The organism is Kineothrix sp. MSJ-39 (assembly GCF_018917935.1).
GTDB lineage: Bacteria > Bacillota > Clostridia > Lachnospirales > Lachnospiraceae > CAG-194.
Genome location: NZ_JAHLPN010000008.1, coordinates 21,035 through 44,906, shown reverse-complemented (window position 1 = coordinate 44,906; position 23,872 = coordinate 21,035). Strand labels below are relative to the sequence as shown.

At 42.1% G+C, this 23,872-nt stretch carries 20 protein-coding genes and 1 other RNA gene; 2 read left to right on the top strand and 19 right to left on the bottom strand.

Translation table 11 applies throughout. The features are described from left to right. Positions 1-23: 23 nt before the first annotated feature. From cas13a to KQI22_RS06925, 10 genes are all read right to left on the bottom strand, one after another. The gene (gene cas13a, locus KQI22_RS06970) at positions 24-4,019 is read right to left on the bottom strand and encodes a type VI-A CRISPR-associated RNA-guided ribonuclease Cas13a (RefSeq protein ID WP_216551376.1); all 3,996 of its coding nucleotides are present in this window, start codon (positions 4,017-4,019) and stop codon (positions 24-26) included. Positions 4,020-4,051: 32 nt separating this feature from the next. Further along, positions 4,052-6,367 (bottom strand): hypothetical protein, encoded by a 2,316-nt coding sequence (locus tag KQI22_RS06965; protein WP_216551375.1) that lies wholly within the window; start codon positions 6,365-6,367, stop codon positions 4,052-4,054. Between the two features lie 241 nt (positions 6,368-6,608). After that, positions 6,609-6,968, bottom strand: coding sequence for a hypothetical protein (locus tag KQI22_RS06960; RefSeq protein ID WP_216551374.1), 360 nt, complete (start codon positions 6,966-6,968; stop codon positions 6,609-6,611). Between the two features lie 701 nt (positions 6,969-7,669). After that, the gene (locus KQI22_RS06955) at positions 7,670-7,816 is read right to left on the bottom strand and encodes a hypothetical protein (RefSeq protein ID WP_216551373.1); all 147 of its coding nucleotides are present in this window, start codon (positions 7,814-7,816) and stop codon (positions 7,670-7,672) included. Positions 7,817-8,061: 245 nt separating this feature from the next. Then, positions 8,062-8,685, bottom strand: coding sequence for a GNAT family N-acetyltransferase (locus KQI22_RS06950; protein WP_216551372.1), 624 nt, complete (start codon positions 8,683-8,685; stop codon positions 8,062-8,064). A 41-nt stretch (positions 8,686-8,726) separates the two neighbouring features. Beyond that, positions 8,727-8,988, bottom strand: an RNA gene (ffs, locus tag KQI22_RS06945) — signal recognition particle sRNA large type. 75 nt (positions 8,989-9,063) lie between these two features. Further along, positions 9,064-9,669: a zinc-ribbon domain-containing protein gene (locus KQI22_RS06940; RefSeq protein WP_216551371.1), complete on the bottom strand. Its 606-nt coding sequence runs from the start codon at positions 9,667-9,669 to the stop codon at positions 9,064-9,066. A 43-nt stretch (positions 9,670-9,712) separates the two neighbouring features. Then, positions 9,713-10,318: a tRNA adenosine(34) deaminase TadA gene (tadA, locus tag KQI22_RS06935; RefSeq protein WP_216551370.1), complete on the bottom strand. Its 606-nt coding sequence runs from the start codon at positions 10,316-10,318 to the stop codon at positions 9,713-9,715. A 43-nt stretch (positions 10,319-10,361) separates the two neighbouring features. Next, positions 10,362-10,967, bottom strand: coding sequence for a hypothetical protein (locus KQI22_RS06930; protein WP_216551369.1), 606 nt, complete (start codon positions 10,965-10,967; stop codon positions 10,362-10,364). 72 nt (positions 10,968-11,039) lie between these two features. Continuing rightward, the gene (locus KQI22_RS06925; RefSeq protein ID WP_216551368.1) at positions 11,040-11,525 is read right to left on the bottom strand and encodes a hypothetical protein; all 486 of its coding nucleotides are present in this window, start codon (positions 11,523-11,525) and stop codon (positions 11,040-11,042) included. Positions 11,526-11,723: 198 nt separating this feature from the next. Here KQI22_RS06925 and KQI22_RS06920 point away from each other — a divergent pair, with 198 nt between their 5' ends. Continuing rightward, positions 11,724-12,467 carry an anaerobic ribonucleoside-triphosphate reductase activating protein gene (locus KQI22_RS06920; RefSeq protein WP_216551367.1) on the top strand — a complete coding sequence of 248 codons (744 nt, stop codon included), beginning with the start codon at positions 11,724-11,726 and terminating at the stop codon, positions 12,465-12,467. A gap of 1 nt (position 12,468) precedes the next feature. On the opposite strand, the gene KQI22_RS06915 is transcribed toward KQI22_RS06920, so the two are convergent. The 9 genes from KQI22_RS06915 to KQI22_RS06875 form a co-directional block, all read right to left on the bottom strand. Beyond that, positions 12,469-13,308, bottom strand: coding sequence for a hypothetical protein (locus KQI22_RS06915; RefSeq protein ID WP_216551366.1), 840 nt, complete (start codon positions 13,306-13,308; stop codon positions 12,469-12,471). Positions 13,309-13,485: 177 nt separating this feature from the next. Beyond that, entirely contained in the window at positions 13,486-14,571 is a 1,086-nt protein-coding gene (locus KQI22_RS06910; protein WP_216551365.1) for a PucR family transcriptional regulator, read from the bottom strand. Positions 14,572-14,648: 77 nt separating this feature from the next. After that, positions 14,649-15,761: an ABC transporter ATP-binding protein gene (locus KQI22_RS06905; RefSeq protein WP_022004064.1), complete on the bottom strand. Its 1,113-nt coding sequence runs from the start codon at positions 15,759-15,761 to the stop codon at positions 14,649-14,651. Between the two features lie 126 nt (positions 15,762-15,887). Further along, positions 15,888-16,379, bottom strand: a complete 492-nt coding sequence (locus KQI22_RS06900; RefSeq protein ID WP_216551364.1) for a GNAT family N-acetyltransferase — start codon at positions 16,377-16,379, stop codon at positions 15,888-15,890. After that, complete coding sequence (locus KQI22_RS06895; RefSeq protein WP_216551363.1) at positions 16,380-17,312, bottom strand: DUF1002 domain-containing protein; 933 nt, start codon at positions 17,310-17,312, stop codon at positions 16,380-16,382. 35 nt (positions 17,313-17,347) lie between these two features. Further along, on the bottom strand, positions 17,348-18,289 hold the full coding sequence (locus KQI22_RS06890) for an alpha/beta hydrolase (RefSeq protein ID WP_216551362.1): 942 nt from the start codon (positions 18,287-18,289) through the stop codon (positions 17,348-17,350). Positions 18,290-18,305: 16 nt separating this feature from the next. Beyond that, positions 18,306-20,294 carry a methionine--tRNA ligase gene (gene metG / locus KQI22_RS06885; protein WP_216551361.1) on the bottom strand — a complete coding sequence of 663 codons (1,989 nt, stop codon included), beginning with the start codon at positions 20,292-20,294 and terminating at the stop codon, positions 18,306-18,308. A gap of 148 nt (positions 20,295-20,442) precedes the next feature. Beyond that, the gene (locus tag KQI22_RS06880; RefSeq protein WP_216551360.1) at positions 20,443-20,610 is read right to left on the bottom strand and encodes a hypothetical protein; all 168 of its coding nucleotides are present in this window, start codon (positions 20,608-20,610) and stop codon (positions 20,443-20,445) included. 92 nt (positions 20,611-20,702) lie between these two features. Beyond that, positions 20,703-22,358 (bottom strand): phospholipid carrier-dependent glycosyltransferase, encoded by a 1,656-nt coding sequence (locus tag KQI22_RS06875; protein ID WP_216551359.1) that lies wholly within the window; start codon positions 22,356-22,358, stop codon positions 20,703-20,705. 111 nt (positions 22,359-22,469) lie between these two features. On the opposite strand from KQI22_RS06875, the gene KQI22_RS06870 reads away from it, so the two are divergent. After that, a complete protein-coding gene (locus KQI22_RS06870) occupies positions 22,470-23,822 on the top strand; it encodes an ArnT family glycosyltransferase (protein ID WP_216551358.1) in 1,353 nt (450 codons plus the stop codon). The last annotated feature ends 50 nt before the right edge of the window (positions 23,823-23,872 follow it).

Below are 23,872 nucleotides of genomic sequence, written 5' to 3'. Positions count from 1 at the left end.
GGAAACACCCTCTTTACGTTATTTTACTCTTTTTTATAAGCAAGCAGCGCTTCTACTTCTTCTAAAAATCTCTTTTCTCTTGCCGCTAACTGATACGGATTGCCTTGCTCTGTCCGATCTGCTCCCATCCTGTTTTGCTTTTTCTGGATTGCTCTTTTATCTTCCTCTTTTATAGCACCACCCATCATTGAATTTGCCAGACATGTAATATCGATTGATCCCGGCTTATCTGTTTCTTTCTCAATCTTTACAGCCTGTCCCGGCTTGTAAGTAAAGTAGTCTGATTTTATATCTTTCACACCAAGGCAAACTGTTGTATGACTCCCATTTTTCCCGGGTACTTCTCTTCTGCCAAATTCCAGCTGTACATTAACAAAATAAGAAAGCAGTATATTAGGCAGTATATAAGAAACACTCTTTTTCAGCTTTGTATCATAAGAGAAAAATCCACCATACATGCTTCCATACATTTCCAGAAGACTCTTCTCATGATTCGCAAAGTATTTGAAATGATCAATATAATTACGAAGCAGGATATATTCACCATGTCTGCCATCTACATCCTCAAAAAAACAAAGTCCATTATCATATTCTTCTGCACTGTCACAATAGGATTCGGTAAATACATTTATCTTTCCTGAAATCTGTCGTTCAGAAGATTCTGTTGCTTTTCCTTCCTTCCATTTATAAACCGGCTGATCATAGTTATATAAAGCCATCAGCTGGTATAGAACCGCCCCATCTCTTATATCACAATCTCCCTGTAAGACACGCAGCTTATCCTGTGCAGGAATGGAGTCTGTATAAAACAGTTTTGTGTAGTAAAAACCAAGCTGCATAAACATCAGATCTCTTTCCCGCAGACAGGAATAGCTGACAAGCTGTCCATACAAATCATTCATAAGTTCCGTCATGATCAGCACATCAACAAATTCCAGTCTGTTTTTCATATTCTGAAATTGTTTCAGCTTTTGCTGATCTTCTTTATTTTCGCAAACTCCTTTTTCAAAAAGTCCGGACAATTCTTTTTTCTTTTTGCTGAACTGTTTAAAATCCTTTTCTGTGATCTTCTGCATTGTATTTTCCAGTATTTCCCGATTGCCATACATAGTTGACAATACAATGTTTCTGTTTGGAACCGGATTCTGTCCATCGTAATAGTTTGCTTCCGGTACCTCGGCACAGAATGCCTGCAGCCCGGCAATTCCCGGATTTCCATAATCCACGAAGCAGGAAATATATTTGGCATAAGCTTCTTTATCTTCAAAATAATCATCTATACAATTCGACACTTGTCCACAGTACAGCTTGACAAATTCAAGTATTTCCACCAGCTTTGTGTATTTCTCTGTTTCTTCCATATAGGTATCACAGGTTCTATTGCCTGTGATTCTGGCTCTTTTCTCTATATCTGTCCTGAACTGGATATAATTTTTGAATGTACCGATCAGATGATTTAGATTTTTCGGATCCAGAAAATGTGCTGTTACATACCATGAAGAAAACAGCATATCAGTTAATAAATGCTCCCGCAAAGGAAGGAATACATCTGTATGCCAGTTCTGACAAAAGCTCTCTTCCGATACTATCCTGTCCATTCTATCTTCCGGTTTCTTTAAAAATCCATAATCTGCTATGTTTTCTCTGATAAATGTAAAGAAGGCTTCCCGGATTCCAAGGTACAGCAATGTCCTGTAATGCTTATAAATCTGCGTATTATCCTCTATTGCTTTTATAACCTGTTCTTCTGTTCCATCCTTTTTCTTTATCTTAACTTTCACGCCGGACGGTTTTTTTGCTTTCTGATTATTCTGCAGGTTATATTCTGTCATGATCTCCTGACAGAATTCTCCGAAAGAAAGTCCTGCTTCCTGTAGCAAATCCGCTCTTCCACAAAAGCTTTCATATGCATTTTTCCTTGCTTCCTGCTCATGACGGGAAGCACGTTTGAGCTCTCTTATATGTGCAGTATCCAACGCGCTTCTGAAGCGTTTCATCATGTCAGACTGTCTTAAGAAATCATAATAATAAATTTCCTTTAAGAGAAAATACAGCGTACTTCTGTAAATATCCGCAGTCTCTGCCTTTAAAACGCTGCTTCTGCTTTTTGTATCCAGAAATGCTCCCACAAACTCAAGATAAGGATTCCCTTTTCTGGCAATTACTTTATTAAAAGACGGAATCTGTGTCATATTCGGCTTTTGTGCTGTATACAGGCGATCCATCAGCATATTAATATCTGTTTCAGCATAAAACCCCGGTACATTGTTAGAGTAATACCTTTTCCGATAAACAGCACCTACTGAAGCGTATTCTTTCCGAAGTAATATTTCTACAACCTCGCGGCCGACTGCTTTCGATTCTCCTGCCATAAAATGAAAACAGCTGTTTCTGGCTGCATATAGCTGTTCCTTGAGTGCAAAGATCATTGCTATATCATCCATGCTTTCTATTTCTGATCCTGCATAGCCCGATGCACCGCCAAAATATCTCAATATATTCTTTTTTACATTTTTATTGGCAATAATCTCATTCTCATTTAAAGTTAAAATATCTTCTTTTCTTTTTTTCTGCCTTTCTTCACTGCTTCTGACAGATTCATCAAAATGATTTACAGCAAATGAAACATAACGGGAAAGCGCTCGTTTCATCGCTTCCTCTGCTTTATTTCGCTCATAATCAAAGCTTGAAATACCGTCCCGATACTGATCTGCTGCCTGCCCGATATTTGCCGGTTCATTCCTCGTTACCTTATCCACATCATCCATGGCAAAGTAATAAACACCCTTTCCAAGATCTATGTATTTCCGGGCAATATAGGCTGTCCATTCCTCCCATATTTTTTTGCACAGATAGGACTTGCATAGTTTTTCCTCTGTAAGGCGCTTTCCTTTCAGGACAGCAGCAACACGATCTGAAATAAAATTGATCCATCTTCTGTCTGTATCAGAAATGCCTTCAGTGTTTACAGCTTGTTGATAATGCTGTACCAGAATATCTTTACATTCTATTGCAATCTGGTCATTATACCCTCTGATTTCCGTTTTAAATCTGCTTGGCGTATTATCTCTTGTCCGTATCAGATCCAGAAGCGTTTCCGATATAACCCCGTCATTTTCTTTTAACGAGATACCAAAACTGAACGGCCTTAAATCCGTCTCTCTGGCTTCATCCGCAATCTGTTCTCCATATACATACAACAGAATCAGATAGCGCATATGTTTTAATAACTCTTTCTGCTGTTCCTTTTCGCATCCTGCATATTCCTTCATAAACTCAAAAATATATTTTTTCTTATCATTATATGCACTGGAAAGTACCAGATGTTTCCCATCCTCTCCTATCTGGACAGGAACATTCTGGTTTTCTATAGATTTTGCAATTTTTGCAATCTGTTCTTCCTTTGTATAATCAGCACGAATCCCCTTTATTGCAAATAACAGATCTGTCCTGTCGATTTGTCCAATCTCCCTGTCACATTCTTCACCGGATAAAGCGGCTATGCAGATCTGCTTTATGACATCTGGAATATAAACGGATTTTTCCTCTTTATTCCCCTTATAACTACGCCTAAGGCTCTGTCTCAGGTAACCATTAACAACTCTGTCTGCCTTATCCACCGGATCTGTAATCCTCCAGAAAGTTTTCCACTCCCTGACAGCTTTTTCCTCTTTTTGAAAAGGTTTTGTATTTGTTTTTACAAGTATCTGCTTTTGCATGATACGTTTTATATTATCTACAATCTGCTCGTCTGTCCTGCCTTCCGATATCGGCTTGATCAGTATTTTTCTGAAAAGTACAGTAAATGCATCTGTGATTGATTTATCTTTATCAGTACAGGGGGTAAAAAGATTGTATAGATTCTGTGCTTTTTTGTTCAGATTCCTGATATAATCTGTCAGTTCTGCCTCTTTTCTCTTTTCTTCTGCCTTCCCCGGATATGAATACAGCATTCCACCTGCTTCTACCGGTTGTCCTGATATTCCTGCTTTTTTGTGATTTACTTTTGATACTTTCATATTTTTGTCCCCTTCTTTTTCCTATGTGTGATTTAATGATACATAAATGTAAATTTATTTGCAAAATACTGATATTTTCTTTCAGGATCTGTCGGGATATCTCCGGCTTCCGCTATACTTATAAAATAATGATCCGGATTTTTCAGATAAGCTTCCAGCTGGTCTATATAAGCATCTCTACTCTTTGTATCATTAGTTATATGGCAAATCTCCGCTTCTCCAAAGATCTCTATCGCATTGACTATCTTTTCATGACCCTTATGTGATTCTTTATCATATTTTCTGTAAAGTTTTTCTGCCTGTTCATCTGACCGCTCTTTTGCCAAAAGTCTCATATATTTACAGATCAGATAGCTTGGATGTCCTTTAAGTGTATCCCATCGTTCTACATATGGATTATTCTTCCCGTTCTCTTTTATGTAAGTCACGATATCTGCAAGAATTTCCCATAAATCGTCCTCTATCTGATCTTTTTCAAACAGATATAGACCTCTGACAAACACATAGAACCCAAATGTAAAATGATAAGCTGCATTTTCGCAAAAGCTGTGTGAAATCAGATATTCTAATCTCTCCAATGGTTTATCATAATTACCAAAATATTTTGTTGCCCAAAGCTCATATTTTTCCTGCCATCCCATATCCATGTAAAAATGCAGCAAATAGGATAATGTTATATTATAATCTGCAATATTTCCCTGCATACCTTCCAGGGCAGATAGATAATAGGTCTCCGCCTTTGCATTCCGATATAAACTCAAAACCTGTGCCATCTGACTCTTTGCTTTTTGATGCGGCAAATAACTCTTGTTAGGTGATGTACATGCTATTTCATACCTGACTTCTTTTAAGGAAATATAACCATTTAATACCTGTTCTGCCTGTTCTCTGGCCTTTTCCCACTGGAAAGAATCTGTCAATATGACAACTGACTGATTTTTACAACGCAGAATATCTTCTGTACTGACCGCTCCGAAATAGTCCTGACATTTTTCATAACATTCCCATGCCTTTTTTGTATCTCCTACATGTGAGTATAAGGAAATTCCCAGATTGTAAAACCAATATAACAATCTTCTCTTCTCGTCAGGGCATTCTTCTGTTGTATATTTCTGCATAACCTGCTCTATAAAATGATAGATAAAAAGTTCTCTTTTCTGCTCCAGTTCATTACTGAAAATATTACTCTTTATATGGGATATTGCCTGCTTCCATGCATTTAGGTCATCTGCCTGCTTCATTTTATTTTCCAGAAGCAGAAACCATTTATTCTGATAATACCTGGCAAAGGCTCCTTTTTGCTCCTTTGCTTTATAAGAAATTGTCAAAGCTGTATGATAGTCTCCTTTTTCATATGCCTTCCATGCATTGGAAAAAAGAATGTCTATACGATCATATGCAAACAAAAGTACATGATCTTCTCCTACCACCATATCATTTGCCAGTGTATTGATTTCTCCGATCCACTGAGATGGCTCATGCTGTCTGACCGTTCCATGCACCGGATGGGTATCCCCCAGATAAGAACAGATGCTATCTGCCAGATACAGGTATTCCATGTTTGCTTTTTCATTATTATAATTAATGGAACATATATTAAATTCGCCTTCTTTTATTTGCGGATAACACGGGGTATACATCATCTTCTGGGTAAAGAGTGTTCTGTAAACATCTCCATTCATAAAAGAAAACTGCGTTTTTTCTTCATTATTCCTTTGTTTCTGCGTCTGGTTTCGACGATATCCAAGTCTGGAATATGTTTCATAAGCTGCATCCTGATGACTGATCCATCCGGAAGAACGCGTTGCAATGTATGGATGTAATCTTTCTATTTTTCCAAGAACAGGATTATGAAAAATAATATGTTCCAACACTTCGTCTGCCATATGATAATATAGATTATCCCCCTCCTCTTCCCTTAATAAAAACTGTGGTTCTATCTCATTCTCATCCTGCATACCGCCTTCGCTCTTCAAAACAAGCCAGATGTAATATTCGCCCTCTCTTTTCGGCTCTTTTATTGTATTTCCAAATAGCGTAGAACTAAATTCCTTTCCGTAACATGTTCCCTTTTTCAGAAACTCCGGTAAGGTTTTTACCACTTCGGCTTTCACACCCGGAACCAATTCATCTGCTCCCTGTCCACTATGTAGACCTTTTGGATAACGTTGATCAGCATTTTTACCGCCTGATTTTTCAAACAATTGCTTATAATACCATTTAATTCTGGCTCTTTCCTTTTCACCTTCCTCTTGTATACCATGATCATCATATAAAATACCACCGATAAATACAGGACTGTTTGTGTTTGCAAAACCTGCTGATTCGTCTAATGACATTATAATCATGTGAATCCCCTCCTTGGTTTTATTTTTATTACAGATTCGTACTTAACAAATTATGTTTTTATTGTACCACATATCTCCGAAAATGACCTTTTTATCTTAACATTTATTTCCGCTTTTATATATTAATCTATAATTCGCCGTCGCTTGGCACAATATGGGCACCATATGTATCCTTTTTCCAAACTTACAATATAAAATTTATGGCATAACGGACATTGTATTTTTCTTCTGTGTTCTTTTTTCATGATTTTTCCTCCTTTGCAAATCTATTGGCAATATTCCACCCAATCGTCTCAGTCAATGCCGCTGCCGTTGATGCATTTACCACATTAGAAGCACCCGGCAAAAAGCTGATCAACATCTGGGATATACATCTGCCCGCAGCTGCCGCATTAGCACTGGCTACAACTCCCTTGGCTGTACTCTTATCAAGCTCAATATGAAATACTCTGCCTAACGATATTGCCATCGCAATCTGGATAGGGGTAATTACCACATTGTCGCTGCATGGTATCTGTGCCAGTCCTGCTCCCACTGCTCCCGCTGAAACACTTGCTGAATGAATGATACTATTACATAATGCTATCTCTTTATTTGTCATACTCTATTCCTCCATTCTGTCGCTGGATGACTCTGACTCAGCCAGTTCCTCTCCTATAATCATCAATATGTTACCAATTACCTTAGCCAACTGCGATGTATCAAGTTTCATTACAATTCCTCCTTCTGGTTTTCCATGATTTTCTCTGCAACATACACCAAAACTTCACCTACAATTTTTACTACCTTTCCTACATTTACATTCATTTCGTTTCCTCCTTCTGGCTTTCCATAATTAACTCTGCAACACGCACCAAAACTTCACCTACAATTTTTACTACCTTTCCTGTATTTACATTCATTTCGTTTCCTCCTTCTGGTTTTTCATGATTTCCTCTGCAACATACACCAAAACTTCACCTACAATTTTTACTACCTTTCCTGCATTTACATTCATTTCGTTTCCTCCTTCTGGTTTTTCATGATTTCCTCTGCAACATACACCAAAACTTCACCTACAATTTTTACTACCTTTCCTACATTTACATTCATTTCGTTTCCTCCTTTTCTTTTTTCCCATTTTCCATAACAATGTCTCCAATCAGTACTAAAATTCTTCCAGCAACTTTAATCCAACAGCTTACATCTTTATTCATATCAGTTCCTCCTTTAAAATTGTTTTTATCTTATATAATCAGTATCGTATATGTATTTAGCTTACATTTTTCTTGATTTACATTCATTTCTTGTTTGTTTCTAATACTAATTATGTATTTTTAATTTAGTTTGCATTTTTCTTAGTATATACACTCCTTCATTTCCTTTTTTCCCATTTTCCATAACAATGTCTCCAATCAGTACTAAAATTCTTCCAGCAACTTTAATCCAACAGCTTACATCTTTATTCATATCAGTTTCCTCCTTTAAAATTGTTTTTATCTTATGTAATTATTATCGTTTATACATTTAGCTTACATTTTTCTTGATTTACATTCGTTTCTTGTTTGTTTCTAATACTAATTATGTATTTTTAATTTAGTTTGCATTTTTCTCAAAATACATATTTACTATAATTTTCATGTTTTATCACAATAAAAAAGAGATGCACTCCTTCCGAATGCATCTCAAGTTGTTATTTATATTAACTCATTCTTCTAAACTCTCTGCTCATAAAACAGAAATTCCATATCCTCATAGCCACGGATAGACAGATGTCCGGTATCACAAAATACAAAGCCCTGTGAGGGATATAGTTTTTTAGCTACGGTATTGGTTCCGATCACATCGAGACGCAATACCTTTTTTCCGTTTTCTTTGCATAAGCGGAGTGCTTCGTGGACCAGCTGCCTGGCAATGCCCTTTCCCTGATAGTCTGGGTTTACGCCAAGGACGTGCAGCTCTGCAGCTTCCGTATCTGCGGCTTTTGTGATCCAGTTTATGGTCCGGTAAGTTTCGCTGATGCCATTGGCAAGAGCCATCATACCGGCGATGGCTTCATGATCCCAAAGAATATAAAATTCGCCTTTATTTATGTAGGATAAGATTGTTTCTTCAGTTGGATGCTGTCCCTTCCGCCACATGGCGAGGTGCTCGATATCCGGTGTTTTGTCAATGATTTCTTCATAGCACTGCATTGCCTTTGGAAGATCTGCAGCGGTTGCTTTTTGTATATGCATGGTGCGCCTTCTTTCTGTAATTCCCGATTCTTTAGCAAGTTCGTCAGCATCAATCCAGCCTTCTCTTTGTGCCCTTATTTCAGCATTCTGTAACTTTAACATTAAACTTTCCACTAGAGACCCCATCTCCCTAACTACAAGAACCGTGCGACCTGCTTCGAGCGAAACCCCCATACGTTACCTTAACAGTTAACTCGGCCCAGGCACCCTCACGGCACACAGGAGCTTCTGCTTAGTGCTGCTTTGTTCCCAACCTGACACGGTTCACAGATTCCTGTTGCGCAAGACCCAGACGTCATCGCCACTTATTAAGGGCAGCTATGAAAGCCAAAACCCTCTGCCGGCCATCACCCCTACTAGAGCGGATTGTAGGTACAGGGCGCCGCTACTGCCCCGGCTGCACGGTTCTTTATAGTATATCGAATTTTCCCTTATCTGTCAAACGCCATATAGCACCAAAATTATTTCTGTTTTACATATTTACGCATTGATATAACTGCCACAATACGGACACTTACTGGAATAACCCGTTGCAGCCTGGAAACTGGAACCACAGTTCGGGCAGGAAACAGCCACCATTTTCAGCTGCATCGGATCTACCGGCTTGTCATCCATCAGTTCTTCCTCTCCCGGCAGATATTCACTCCTGACAGATTTTGGATCATAGTCATATTTATCCCGGTAGCAATAAATGTCAACGGTCATTCCAATGGGAAGCATTTTAGAGGAACCTTTCTCAAAACAGGTCGGAATGACAGCCTCCCTTTCCACATGCGTTTCATCAAAATAGTGTACCACTGTATTGACCGTATAAGATTCATTCACCATAAAAGAGGTATTTTCCACATAGCTGTACACTTTCGCCGCATATTTTTTCCCCTTTTTCCGAATTTTCCCTTTGATACTCTTATGTATTACAATTCCCGCCAGAAATCCAATGCCCAGCACAACAAAAATAAGCGGGATAAAAATCGCTCCTCCTGCCTCAGACAGACCTTCAGATGTCACAAACACCAAGAAGATACTGCCACCAATTACCACATACATCCCTCCCAGAAGTCCCAGAATCAAATACACCACACTCATCTTGTTGTTTCCTTTCCCACATCACATATCTGAATAAACATCATCATTTCTTTTCGTAGATACCACTACCATCCGTTTCATGCAGACGTTTTCTAAGTCCGGCAAAAAACTGCTTCAAAATCCGGCTGCATTCCGCTTCGCAGACACCATAGGTTGTCTGCACCTGATGGTTGAACTGCTTCATCGTAAACAGATTCAGAATTGAACCGGCACAGCCTGCTTTCGGATTCATCGCTCCGATCACAACCTCTTTGACCCGCGCCTGCACGATCGCGCCCGCGCACATCTGGCAGGGTTCCAATGTCACATAAAGTACGCAATCCTCCAGCCGCCAGTCATTCAATTTTTTACTTGCTTTCCGAATGGCCGTGATTTCCGCATGCGATAACGTGCTCTTATCGGTATTGCGTCTGTTATAGCCGCGTCCGATCACCTTTCCGTCATGTACGATCACACAGCCGATCGGTACTTCACCAAGCTCTTTTGCTTTTTTTGCCTGCAAAAGAGCCTGTTTCATAAACTTTTCATCCGTTTTTTGTTTCAGTATAAGTGCCTGCTGCCTTGCTTCTTCTTCCCTGCGCAGCTTCTCTTCTTTTACGCGGAGCCGGTTTTCCCGGCGTTTTAATTGCTTTTCTGTCAATTCATGCATATCTGTTTTCCCATTTTCACTTCTTTCTGTTCTGCCAGAGTACTTATAGAAAGCTCAGTACATGAACCATCAATGCCGCAGATATCAGAAGGGAGACTACCATAACTTTTCCCCATACAGGCTTTCTATTCTCGTCCTGCTCCTTTATCCCTGCAAAAATACAAAGCAGTGTCAATAGAAAAGCAAATACGCAGACCAGTTTTTTCACCGCAAAGGTTTTATAGTCTGTATCCAGATATGACGAAGTACCTGTGACTAACTGAAGCCCTGTCATATCCATATTGGAAAATGAATCATTAAACTCACGCTCTACCTTATAATCCAGCTTCCGTTTTTTTGCCTTCAATGTATAGCTTCCGCCTATTGCCTTGCCATCTGCATCAAAATTTTGATCCAGCCACTTTTTCGTTGCACGTACAATATAGATATTACCTTCCTCAGAATTAACACCTATATAGTAATACTCATTTCCTATCGGAATAAGTCCATTGATGGAATGCTCGACCGTAAGGTTTCCACCTGCCATGTCAATCTCTGCTTCCACATAATCACTCTTGCTTGTCAGATCTGTAATCCCTGTGATCAGTAAATACAGACCAAAGCCGATAAATAACACAGCCACAAAAATCTTCGCTAATTTCTCTTTCATCTTTTTCCCTCACTATTCTCTTTTCTGTTTTCTTTTTGTATTGACCGCCTTAGCGTGTTCTTCCGGTTATTCTTATCGCAGATATTCCTCCGGAACAGGATAACCCGCCTGTTTCAGCTTCCATGCATAATCAGGATTTCGCAGACGCGCTACCGACTGTTGTCTCTTCTGTTCCCATTTTCTGGCTTTACTTCCACTTATGATACGGATCAGTTCAATGATTCCACCAATGATCAGGACCAGTCCCATCACAGTAAATACAACCGGTAATAACCATCTGCTGACTACAGTATCCGACATACCAAGCTCCCTGTATCCCATCAGGTGAATTCCTCTATACAGTACAAAAACACCCAGTGCAATCAGAAACAGATACGATCCTTTAGAAAACTCACTGCCCGGCAATCCCTCAATCGCCAGTTCATGATATCTTTTATCGATATAACTGCCTCCGCATTTTCTGCACGTTCTGATCGGACTTCCACAAAAATACTGTCTGCTGTCATAATAAAAAAACTTCTTATTACAACACGGACATCTGTCTGTTGCTACCTGCATTTTTTCCCTCACTTTTTCCTTTGAAATAAAATAAACCACCTGCCTCTATCATACGGGGTATGTACAAAAATAACAAGCATTTCTGCATAAATTGTCCAGATCTGCTATACCCTCAGGCCTTTAAAGTGTTATACTGTTTATCTAGGACATCGCATCCCCGCGGAGCGTTTCTTTATGTAATAAGAAAGAAGGAAGCTTATGTTATTTTGTGGTTTACAAAAGACAACTTTATTAGATTATCCCGAGCACGTGGCAGCTACTGTTTTTCTCGGTGGCTGTAATTTCCGCTGCCCATATTGCCAGAACAGTGACCTGTTATTAGACCCTGCTTCGTATGCTGCATACACAAAACAAGATATCCTTTCTTATTTACAAAAAAGAAAGAATATCCTGACAGGTGTCTGTATTACCGGCGGTGAACCGACGATCTATCATGATCTGCCTGATTTTCTAGCTGAGGTCAAAGAACTGGACTATCTGGTCAAACTTGACTCAAATGGCAGCAATCCTTTCATGCTGCAGACGCTTTATGAGCAGAAGCTGATCGACTATGTGGCAATGGATATCAAATCCGGCCCATCCGATTATCTAAAGGTTGCAGGACTGACTGATCCGGCAGATCACAGCACTTCTTATGCTTTTTCCGATGAAATGCTTGCCCGCATCCGGGAAAGTGTATATTTTCTGATGCATGAAACAGACGAAAAACGTTTTACCTATGAATTCCGCACCACTGTCGTACGCGAGCTGCACAGCGCAGACACTTTCCGTGAGATCGGCGACTGGATCAAAGGTGCAAAAAGATACTTCCTGCAGTCCTACAAAGAAAGCGAGCAGGTTCTATGCCCCGGCTTTTCTGCCTATTCCCGCATGGAACTGGAGAAATTTATAGAAATATTGAAGCCCAATATTCCTTCGGTCGCACTGCGGGGCGTAGACTGAACTATCCGACTTTACACAGGAAATAGCCATACGTCCCCATCTGCGGCATTTCCGTTCTGGTTTCTTCTCCAAACTCACAATTTTGCAGATTTTCAGCCTCAATGAAAAGCGGAAAACCCATCATTTTTGCAGCGATCGCCTCCCGCTGGCTGAAATTGCCCGGAACACCGATAAATCCTTTTCCTGCTACCACATGTCTGTACTGATAATAGCCGTGCAGCAGAAAACTGTTATAATACAGCTCTCGCTGCTTTTCTCCCATGGAAAGAAGCTGTGTCAGATCCTGAATATAGAGCACTTGATTTTCCGGTATTTCAAGTTCCTTCCTGCTTTCTTTTCCTTCTATCCGGCTCTCGTTTTGACTCGCTGATAATAGCTCCTCATTTCTTGGCATTACTTCTGATTTTGATTCCGGTTTCTTTATCTGTTGTTCCTCTGCTTCTGATTTCTGCTTTGTTTCCTGTATCTTCACAGCCGCCTCTTCCACATTCTGTTTTTCTTTTGTGACAGCATCCGCTTCTCCGCGGATTTCCTTCCCACCTGGCAGGAAGATCCTACAATCCGCAATTCCTTCAATTTCTCCCGCTTCCTCCAGCTTTTGTAGAAACTGCATCTGCCCTCCGCCGGATACAAACGGAATCTCCCAGCTTTTTTCCTTCTCCTTTCCGCCCAGAAGATAACGCAGCCTGCATTTTCCTTTTCCGCCTACAACCGGCAGATCCTGCAGCAGAAATTCCACCTTCACCTTGCGCTCCATGACCGTCAGCTTCCGCAGTCCTGCCTCGGACAGCTTCTGCTCTCCTTTATACACATAAACATAATCTCTATTCTGCGTAAACAAAAAAGCACTTCCTTATATTGAACCGTTTAGTCCAATATATGAAAGTGCTTATAATGTCATGCATTACTTGTCGCATATTTGCGTAGCAAATGTGTGACCGGGAATGCATGATGCAGCCTCAGCCCATCACCGAAGGTGATTATGCATGGGCTGAGGTTCCCGTAATGTCATGCCTATTTAATAATCCATACTCTCCAGATAACGCATATACCGCACCACCATAAGTGCGATCTTCAGTGTCAGCGCATCATCGAAAATACGGATATCCAGTCCTGTATATTTTTCCAATTTTTCCAGACGGTACAACAATGTATTTCGATGGACATATAATTGTCTGGAGGTTTCCGATACATTTAAGTTGTTTTCCAGGAATGTATTGATCGTGGTAAGTGTTTCTTCATCCAGTTCTTCCGGAACCTTTCCGCCAAAGATCTCCTCAATGAACATTTCGCAGAGATTGATCGGCAGCTGATAGATCAGTCGTCCGATTCCGAGTGTGCTGTATGCAGTGACCGTCTTTTCCGCATAGAAGATCTTGCCGACATCCAGCGCCATTTTGGCTTCCTTATAGCTCTTGGAAACGTCCTTCAGTTCTTCTACGATCGTACCATATGCCACACGCACATTGATCATTGCTTCTGTATTCATCATTGCAACAGTCGTTTCCGCTACTTCTGCCACTTCCGCATAGGAATCCTTAGCCTCTACCTGCTTGATGACGATCAGTGTATTTTCATCTACCGCTGTCACATAATCGCCTGACTGTGCAGAAAACATGCTCTTTAAAAATTCCATGGCATAATTTTCTTTTCCCGCCGGGATTTCCAAAAGCAGAACCACTCTCGGCTTCTGGATCTCAATATGCAGCTTCTTGGCACGATTATAGATATCTACCAGAAGCAGATTGTCCAGGATCAGATTCTGGAAGAAATTATTACGGTCAAACCGCTCCTTATAGGCTGTGATCAGATTCTGGATATTGGATACCGCAACCTTTCCGATCATATATTCCTCACTGGAATCGCCGCAGAGCAGTACATAAGCCGGATCTTCCTCATCATAGATCTTCAGATACTGGCAGCCCTGAAGCACCTGGCTTCCCGCCGGAGAAGCGGCAAATTCCGTTACAAATTCCACATTCTGATCAAATCTGTCCGAGTTCTTTGCCACCATAACGCCTTCTACGTCAACGACTGCAAGATCTACCTTTGTAATTGTCTTTAAATCATCCAGACAGCTCTGTATTACCTGTGCTGTTATCAAATGCACACATCCTTTCTATCTCGATACAAAGAAAGGGAGATACATACAATGTATCTCCCCAAGTAAACTTGTTTGGATTAGTTGGTAATTACTAATTCTGTTTCTTTATCAAAGATATGAATCTTCTCAACATCAATAGCGAATTTAACAACATCACCTGGTCTGGCTGTTGTACGAGGATCAACTCTTGCTGTCATCTGGAACTCATCAAGATCGAAGTATAAGTAAACTTCTGCACCAAGTAACTCGTAAACCTTAACTGTAGCTTCGAATGTGCTCTGTGGTGAAGCTTCTACCATCATTTCTGAATCATATACATCTTCCGGACGGATACCAAATGTAACAGTCTTTCCGTTGTAACCACCTTCGATCAGCTTTTTAGATTTTGCAGGTGGAAGTGGAATGAAGTGACCAGCAACCTTTAATACTGCTGTATCATCAACTACTTCTACGATTGCATCTAAGAAGTTCATCTGTGGAGATCCCATGAATCCTGCAACGAACAGGTTCTGTGGCTTCTCATATAAGTTCTGAGGTGTATCTACCTGCTGGATGATACCGTCCTTCATAACTACGATTCTTGTACCAAGTGTCATAGCCTCTGTCTGGTCATGTGTTACGTAGATGATTGTTGTACCTAATCTCTGATGTAATTTAGCGATCTCGATACGCATCTGTACACGAAGTTTTGCATCCAGGTTTGATAAAGGCTCATCCATAAGGAATACCTTAGGATTACGAACGATTGCACGACCCATGGCAACACGCTGTCTCTGACCACCTGATAAAGCTCTTGGCTTACGATCAAGGAGTGGAGTCAGGTCAAGGATCTTAGCTGCTTCTTTAACCATCTTGTCGATTTCTTCTTTTGGAACTTTTCTTAACTTAAGACCAAAAGCCATGTTATCATATACTGTCATATGAGGATACAGAGCGTAGCTCTGGAATACCATGGCGATATCTCTGTCCTTTGGTTCTACGTCGTTTACTAATTTCTCACCGATTCTTAATTCACCGGAAGAGATATCTTCCAGACCTGCGATCATACGAAGTGTAGTAGATTTACCACATCCTGAAGGTCCTACGAAGATGATGAATTCCTGATCTGCGATCTCAAGATTGAAATCTTTAACTGCTTCAAATCCGTTAGGATATACTTTACATACGTCTTTTAATGATAAGTTAGCCATTAAATTTTCCTCCTAAAATTATGTTTGGTGTTATTCTGTCACCCGATAATGGTATTATATAATACACTTCTGATTTTTCCTATAACACAAGTACACAAAGATTTTAACCTTTCCTATACATGTTGCCTAATCTGTCGGATTCCCTGTAAAAGATGCGAAAGTCCACTCCATCGGAGTGTAGGAAATCCCTTCTTTTGTGCACATCCGATCCGTGTCCGTAAACCCGATCTTATGGTAAAATTCCGTCGCATACGGTGCTGCATTCACGGTCAGGGATGTCCGTCTTCCGTCTGCAGCAACCAGCTCTTTCAGACTGTGCACCAGCTCTGTTCCGATCCCTTTTTTGTGATAATCGCTGTCCACAAACAAAAGTGAAATATGGTTGATGCTCCGCATGGATGCCACACCGACCATCTTCTGATCACAAAAAGCTGCCATGACAGGATATTCTCCTATCATATGCAGCTTCTTTAACCGTTCATCCGTGATAAAATCCAGAAAGCTGCGGACACCCTCTTCTTCATAATCGCACGCTTCATATTTCAGAAATGTGCGCCAGACGAGTGCCATCGCATCTTCCCATTCTTCTGTTCTGATATTACGGATCTGATATGTCATTTACTGAAACAATCCTGCAAAAAATCCCTTGATCGCATCACCGATCTTTGCAAAAAAGCCGGATGCCGCACTTTTGGCAACTTCCTTGGCGATCGCGTCCGTATCAAGATTTTTCAGGAAATCCTTTCCAAATTTGCTGTACAGATCTTCTGCCTGCGAAACCAGCACATTCGGATCCAGTCCGAGCTGGTTGATCTTCTGCATGATGGCGATGATCTGATTGATCTCATCTTCTGTCAGTGTCACACCGAATTTATCTTCGCCTTCTTCAATGGCACTTCTGATCTGGTCATCGCTGTCGAGTCCGCCTGCTGCCACTTTTGCTTTGACAAAAGCGATCAGCTCTTCAATATCCTGGCTGTCCGCATCCTGCATGGCAATCTCACCGGTCGTGATCAGCTCATTCATCGCTGTATCGAGTGTCGTATCGGAAACGGATTCTCCCGACATGGCTTCATAGCCCTTGATCGCACCGATCAGCGCTGCGGTTCCGGAAATTTCCGTCGGGCCTACGACCAGGATATCCGCATCGGAAACGCCTGCTGTCAGAAGCGCATTCCGATACATACCGGTCGTACAGTAATTGATATTTTTCGTAGTGACAAGTACACCATGTCCGCTTTCCGCCGGCGTAATCTTTACGCTGGAAAGCGATTTGGAACCGATCACGGATGCATCCATATAAGCATCCAGATACTGATGTTCCATATCATTGGTGATCGTAATGACCTGATAATTAGCAAGATCTGCCTCCGTTACATCCATGAGCGATAATACGGTCGCTCTCTGCTCTGCGGAAAGATCTGCACCAAGTGCGATGATCGACTTGGAAGCATCAATATTGACGATCTTGCTCTGGTCGACTTCTGCTGCCATAACAGGCATGGAAAGCAGTAAAACTGCGGAAACCAGCAGTGTGATAAATTTTTTCATATGATTCAAACCTCCTGTGAAATAACCTGCTGCATCTACTGCAGCTCATTTAACACAATTTCCATCCAGTTGTACAGTTCGTAATAAACGGTCTCTTTGATCTTTTCATTTAACAACTCATGACGTGCGCCATTATACAGCTTCAGAGTTGTTTTGGTAATGTCCAGATGCAGGAGCGTATCGTAAAGTGCCTTCGGTGCTTCTCCTCTGTCACCAACCGGATCTTCTGTACCTGATACGATCAGAATCGGTAATTTTTTTGGTATTTTCGCAAGATTCTCTTTCTTCTGCATGCGATGTGCCAGCTCATACAGGGTATGATAGCCATTGACAGTAAAGGTAAAACCGGAGCAAAGCGGATCCTTTGCATAAGCCTCCTGCACTGCCCGGTCAGAGCAGAGCCAGTCAAGCTCCGTTTCCATTCCTTCGCCGCTCATGTAAGCCTTTGTGCTCATCTCATTGACCAGCTTGCTGACATACGTTTCGCCTTTCAGCCTGCCAAGGATTGCCGTCAGCAGCTTGCCACCTATAAGCTGGCTCTTTTTCGGCGTTCCGGTACCACAAATGATCGCACCGCTGATGCCCGTTCCGTATCTGGTGATATAATTACGCAGGATAAAAGAACCCATGCTGTGTCCCAGAATGAGATAAGGCAGTGTCGGATAGTCCTGCTGTGTCAGCTTCTTTAATCTGTGCACATCCCTGACTATGACTGTCGCCGGATCATTTTCACAGAAATAACCGTAAGTGCCCCCTTCCGGAACACTTTCGCCATGGCCGAGGTGGTCTTCTCCCACTACGGCAAAGCCTCTTTCCGCCATATAGGTTGCAAATGCATCGTAGCGGCGGATGTATTCATTCATCCCATGAATGATCTGCAATACAGCAACAGGCTCCCCTTCGGGAAGCCAGCGCATTGCATGTAATTTTGTTTTCCCGTCACGGGAATCAAATGTAAATTCTTCAGTCCGGATCAAATTTATCCCCTTTCGGTTAGCAGATCTCTGCGCCTGCAGGCATCGGTTTTTCAGGTGTCACAAGTGCCAGATTGCCTTCTGCATCTTCTGCACACAGAAGCATACCTTCACTTAATACGCCGGCAAGTTTTGCAGGCTTTAAGTTCACAAGAACCATAACCTTCTTACCAACCATTTCTTCCGGTGTGTAATGTGCTCTGATACCGGATACGATCTGTTTTGTCGCAGAACCGATCTTTACCTGTGAGCAGAGCAGCTTTTTGCTCTTTGGAACAGCTTCGCAGGAAATGATCTCTCCTACCTGGAACTGCATTTTTCCGAAATCATCAAATGTGATCTCCGGCTTTGCTTCGATATCGATTACAGCCTCTTCCTCTTTTGCTTCTTCTGCAGGAATTCCGGCTTCTTTTCTTCTCTGTTCAAACATTTCGTCAGCCTTTGCAACAACTTCTGCCACATCCTGACGGGCAAATAAGATCTCCGGTTTTTCCGTTACTTTATTGCCGCTTGGATACAGACCGAATTTCTCAATATCATCAAAGCTTCTGATCTGAGTATTCAGCTGTGCCACGATCTTTTCTGCTGTTTCAGGCATATATGGCTCGAGCAGGGAAGCGCCGATCGTAATGCCTTCTACCAGATTGTAAAGAACGGTCGCAAGACGATCCTTCTTTGCCTCATCCTTGGCAAGTACCCATGGCTCTGTTTCATCAATATATTTATTGCATCTCTTAAAGAGAACAAAGATCTCTGTGATCGCATCTGCAACACGCAGATCGTCCATCTTCTTTGCAACTCTCTTGTAAGTATCTGTTACAACTGCCTTCAGATCCGCATCGATCGCAGCCTGCGCCGGATCATCGGATTCACCCTTGTTTTCCACAACGCCGCCAAAGTATTTGTTGCTCATGGAAATGGTTCTGTTTACAAGGTTTCCGAGTGTATTGGCCAGATCGGAATTCAGACGTTCTACCATCAGCTCCCAGCTGATCACGCCATCATTTTCAAATGGCATCTCATGCAATACAAAGTAACGGACTGCATCTACACCGAAGAATTTGATCAGATCCTCTGCGTAAATGACATTGCCCTTTGATTTACTCATCTTGCCATCGCCCTGCAGAAGCCACGGATGTCCGAATACCTGCTTTGGCAGCGGCTCACCGAGTGCCATCAGGAAAATAGGCCAGTAGATCGTATGGAAACGGATGATGTCCTTTCCAATCAGATGGAGATCAGCCGGCCAGAGCTTCTTGTACTGCTCTGTGCTGTTTCCGTCCGCATCATAACCGATACCTGTGATATAGTTTGTAAGGGCATCCAGCCATACATATACGACATGCTTGTCATCAAAATCTACCGGAATACCCCATTTGAAAGAAGTACGGGATACGCACAGATCCTGCAGGCCCGGCAGAAGGAAATTGTTCATCATTTCATTCTTACGGCTGACAGGCTGGATAAATTCCGGATGTGTATTGATATGCTCGATCAGACGATCCGCATATTTGCTCATCTTGAAGAAGTATGCTTCTTCCTTTGCAGGCTTACATTCTCTGCCACAGTCCGGGCATTTGCCGTCTACAAGCTGTGACTCTGTCCAGAAGGATTCACAAGGTGTACAGTACATACCTTCATAAGCACCTTTGTAAATATCTCCCTGCTCATATAATCTCTTAAAGATTTTCTGTACCTGTTTTTCATGATAATCATCTGTTGTACGGATGAATTTGTCATAAGAAGTATTCAGCATATCGCAGATCTCTCTAATCTGACCTGCTACCTTATCCACAAATTCCTTTGGAGATACGCCTGCTTCCTCTGCTTTGAGCTCTATCTTCTGACCATGCTCATCTGTACCTGTCTGGAAGAATACATCGTATCCGTCCGCTCTTTTAAAACGTGCGATTGCATCTGCCAGCACGATCTCATAGCTGTTTCCGATATGCGGTTTGCCTGAGGTGTAGGCGATCGCCGTTGTCATATAATATTTGCCTTTGTTCATCTTTTTCTCTCCTTTTCCTTCCTCACTACAAAGAAACGCCTTCTGAAGGTTTCCCTCCAGAAGGCGAATAAACGCGTTACCACTTCTGTTTTATTCCGGGCTCACGCCCGAAACCTCAGCAAGTATCGATCAATTCGATACTCCTCCGCTATAACAGGCGGAACCTGTCGCAGCCTAAGCCCTGCGGCCTCGGTGCGCTGCTCAAAAGCCATCTTCCAAGTGCATTCCATCCATCCCTCACAGCCCGGACATTTCCGCGGATCAGAACCGTTTCTGCTTTTCTGCCCGTAGGACGTTCTCTGAAAACTTCCTGCAAATGTACTCTCTTTCTCACTGCCTTTTTATGAGTATACCCGATATGTAATAAATGTAACACAGCAGATATTAGATGTCAAACCCTATCAATGATCAGAGGAATCTCCAGTTTGGAAGCCATGGGATCACCTGCCTGATATAGGATGCAGGCACGATAAGCCCCGATATGACCGGGTAAAAAAGCAGGAATAAAAGAACCGAACCTGCAAACAGCCCCCAATAAGTTCTCTTTTCATGCCTGCCTTCTTTTTGACAAACACTGTGGCAGAGCAGCAGGATAAGTACAACCGAGCAGACGTAATACTGATAGATAAAAACCGTCCGCCTGATAAAGATCCACGGAAGCAGCATGACCGTATAATACAACACAAGCACCGCCGCATTTTTATCTTTATTGCGGAACATGCGCCAAACTTCCCTTCCATATGCAAAAAGCCCTGCAAAATACAAGACAGGATTGCCAAAAGTCGCGATCACGCTGACACGGTCTCCCGACAGATATTCCCTGCTGTCAAGCAGCGGTTTCCAGTCAAACAGCCAGCTATACCACGGTGAAGCATACGGATGATCAAAAATCGTAGCTTTATGATAGGAAAGCATCAGCTCCCCGTTGGAAAACACATGTTGCAGCAGATTCTGATCCGGATATACACGGACAAACGGAATATAGGACAGCGTATAGATTGCAAAAGGCAGGAGCACAAAACAGCCGATACACTGCAGGCAGAGCATAATCCAGTAACGTCTTGTTTCCTTCTTTACACCGATCTCCCTGATTTTTCCGATCATCCAGAGAAGAAAAACGACAAAGAGTCCGCACAGCGCATAGATCCCCGTCCACTTTGTTGCACAGCCAAGTCCCGTAAACAGACCGGCAAGCAGCAGATACCGCCGGTTTTCCGACGATATAAATGCATACATAAAATAGAACATACCCAGAATAAAAAACGCTACAATGATGTCGATCGTGGCAATTCTGGAAAGCGTAAAATGCATAAAATCAGTTCCGAGCAGGACTGCTGCCAGACAGGCATATCTTGTTTTTCCCGTCAGACGCAGACCGAACAGATAAATAAATGGCATCATCAGACTTCCGAAAACAACACACATAAACCGCCAGCCAAACGGATTCATGCCAAAGACAGCGATCCCGACAGAGATCAGTGTCTTTCCGAGCGGTGGATGCGTATTTTCATAAATAGGCAGTCCATGCAAAAATTCATAAGCTGTTCTGCCATGATAAATTTCATCAAAAATCGTCTGATCCTGATAGGTAATACCGCCTTTATAAAGCTCCTGTTCGTCGAAGAGCTCCGGATACTGCATGGCATTCACCGGCAAAACAGGCTCCCCATCCTCATCCAGACAGACCAACTCCATTAAATTCACTGTTGTATCCGAAAACACCAGCCCCAGACAGGATGTCCGGTACGAGACCGGAATCTCATTCCATGCAAATACAGAATCAAGTTCTTCTCCGCTTTGTACAATCTGCCAGTCCGTTCCCGCCGCAACAGATACTGTCACTTCCCCTGCTGCCCGATATCCCGTAAACAACAAAAGATTTGAAAGCTGCTGCCCATCTTCAAAATAGAGCACAACCTCCTTTGCGCCGTCATCGCGCGGCGTCAGCTCCTGCTCTGTCTGCGGAATGCAGTGGCTTCCAAGCCCCCAAAGTGCAATACAGAAAAAGCCGATTGTGAAAAGAAAGAGAAATATCATATCTTTTCTGCGGATTTCCATTTCCATTCCGGTATATTCTCCCTTCGTGTCCCTTTTTATAATGTAAGTATATCAAAAATATTTGTGCTTTGACAGTCCTTTCAGTTCATGATACAGTTTTTAAGGAGGATTTTTCTGATGAAATTACAAAAAACAGAGTTAAAATCGAATATAAAAGCATTCTTTTCTCCCCGTATGATTTGTCTGATGCTCCTGCTTCTTGGTGCAGCTGCACGCTTTTTCTATGCTTATGCCGTCCCTTACTATAATACAAATCATGATCTTGGCGACCCGTCCGACTGGCAGTCTGTTACCTATGGGCATCTTGGCTATATCCAGTACTTATATCAATATCAACATCTGCCGGATTTCTCACCTGAATTTATGGGGCAATATTATCATCCGCCCTTGTTTTATATCATAGGAGCCATTGTCCTGCGGCTCTTTTTCTACCCTACAGGTGATCTGACATATGCATTTGAAATGTTGCAATATGTCAATATGGCATTTTCGGTTCTGATCTCTGTTTTCCTCTATCTTATTCTGAAACAGCTTAAAGTTCCGGAAAAACTGCTATGCTGTCTGACTGCCCTTGTATCCTTTTTCCCGACTTTATTTTTTCTGGGTGCGCAGCTGAACAACGATTGTCTGATGACACTTTTCTGTGTAATGGCTCTTTTTTACACTCTACGCTGGCATATTGATCCTGATATCGGAAATATTCTGAAAATTGCCGCCGCAGTCATTCTTGCTACCTTGTCCAAAACATCGGGCGTCCTCATCGCACCCGGTATCGGTGTTGTTTTTCTGTACCATCTGATCAAAACAAAGGACAAAAAGGCATTACTCAAACAATACATTCTGTTTGCCGTAATCTGCATTCCGCTTTCTCTTTCCTGGGTAATCCGGAACCGGCTCCTGTATGGTCTTCCCTTTTCTTATGTTGTAGACGCAACAGGCTATGCCACCTGGCAGAATGTGGCCGGCTACGGCTTTGCCTATCGCATGGGCTTTCCCACACTCCGCATTTTCACAGCACATACGATCGACTGGTGGGATCTTTCAAACAGTGCCAATATCTGGGGACAGACGATCCTGACACTGCTTTATGATGAAGGGATCCTTGTATTCCGCACGCCTTTTATGGAAATGCTTGCATCTGTTTTCACACTGCTTGGCTTTGCCCTGTCCCTGATCCTGTTCTGCACAAGCGTTTCTTACTGCTTTTCCAAAGAAGGAGATCCTGCCATCAGGCTCCTGATCGGGATTGGAAATGGTGCACTTCTGCTCAGCTACGTGATCTTCTGCTTCCGCTATCCACTTATCTGTACCATGAACGCACGCTATATTTTCAGCGGCTATGCTCTTTTGTTTCCGGGCTATGCGCTGTGGCGGATGCAGCATCCTGACAGAAAATACATCCTGTTTGAGGTGCTGATGCCCTTCTTCGGTTTTTTGTCTCTGCTTCTCTACCTCTTTTGTCCGGTATAATTTCAGTAAGCTCCTGCATAAGATAAAATAACGTTTCCTGCAGGAGCTTT

What these genes read in the sequence shown, in the direction of transcription:
- cas13a (WP_216551376.1), bottom strand. Translation starts at nt 4,019, where the DNA reads ATGAAAGTATCAAAAGTAAATCACAAAAAAGCAGGAATATCAGGACAA.
- KQI22_RS06965 (WP_216551375.1), bottom strand. Translation starts at nt 6,367, where the DNA reads ATGATTATAATGTCATTAGACGAATCAGCAGGTTTTGCAAACACAAAC.
- KQI22_RS06960 (WP_216551374.1), bottom strand. Translation starts at nt 6,968, where the DNA reads ATGACAAATAAAGAGATAGCATTATGTAATAGTATCATTCATTCAGCA.
- KQI22_RS06955 (WP_216551373.1), bottom strand. Translation starts at nt 7,816, where the DNA reads ATGAATAAAGATGTAAGCTGTTGGATTAAAGTTGCTGGAAGAATTTTA.
- KQI22_RS06950 (WP_216551372.1), bottom strand. Translation starts at nt 8,685, where the DNA reads ATGTTAAAGTTACAGAATGCTGAAATAAGGGCACAAAGAGAAGGCTGG.
- KQI22_RS06940 (WP_216551371.1), bottom strand. Translation starts at nt 9,669, where the DNA reads ATGAGTGTGGTGTATTTGATTCTGGGACTTCTGGGAGGGATGTATGTG.
- tadA (WP_216551370.1), bottom strand. Translation starts at nt 10,318, where the DNA reads ATGCATGAATTGACAGAAAAGCAATTAAAACGCCGGGAAAACCGGCTC.
- KQI22_RS06930 (WP_216551369.1), bottom strand. Translation starts at nt 10,967, where the DNA reads ATGAAAGAGAAATTAGCGAAGATTTTTGTGGCTGTGTTATTTATCGGC.
- KQI22_RS06925 (WP_216551368.1), bottom strand. Translation starts at nt 11,525, where the DNA reads ATGCAGGTAGCAACAGACAGATGTCCGTGTTGTAATAAGAAGTTTTTT.
- KQI22_RS06920 (WP_216551367.1), top strand. Translation starts at nt 11,724, where the DNA reads ATGTTATTTTGTGGTTTACAAAAGACAACTTTATTAGATTATCCCGAG.
- KQI22_RS06905 (WP_022004064.1), bottom strand. Translation starts at nt 15,761, where the DNA reads ATGGCTAACTTATCATTAAAAGACGTATGTAAAGTATATCCTAACGGA.
- KQI22_RS06900 (WP_216551364.1), bottom strand. Translation starts at nt 16,379, where the DNA reads ATGACATATCAGATCCGTAATATCAGAACAGAAGAATGGGAAGATGCG.
- KQI22_RS06895 (WP_216551363.1), bottom strand. Translation starts at nt 17,312, where the DNA reads ATGAAAAAATTTATCACACTGCTGGTTTCCGCAGTTTTACTGCTTTCC.
- metG (WP_216551361.1), bottom strand. Translation starts at nt 20,294, where the DNA reads ATGAACAAAGGCAAATATTATATGACAACGGCGATCGCCTACACCTCA.
- KQI22_RS06875 (WP_216551359.1), bottom strand. Translation starts at nt 22,358, where the DNA reads ATGGAAATGGAAATCCGCAGAAAAGATATGATATTTCTCTTTCTTTTC.
- KQI22_RS06870 (WP_216551358.1), top strand. Translation starts at nt 22,470, where the DNA reads ATGAAATTACAAAAAACAGAGTTAAAATCGAATATAAAAGCATTCTTT.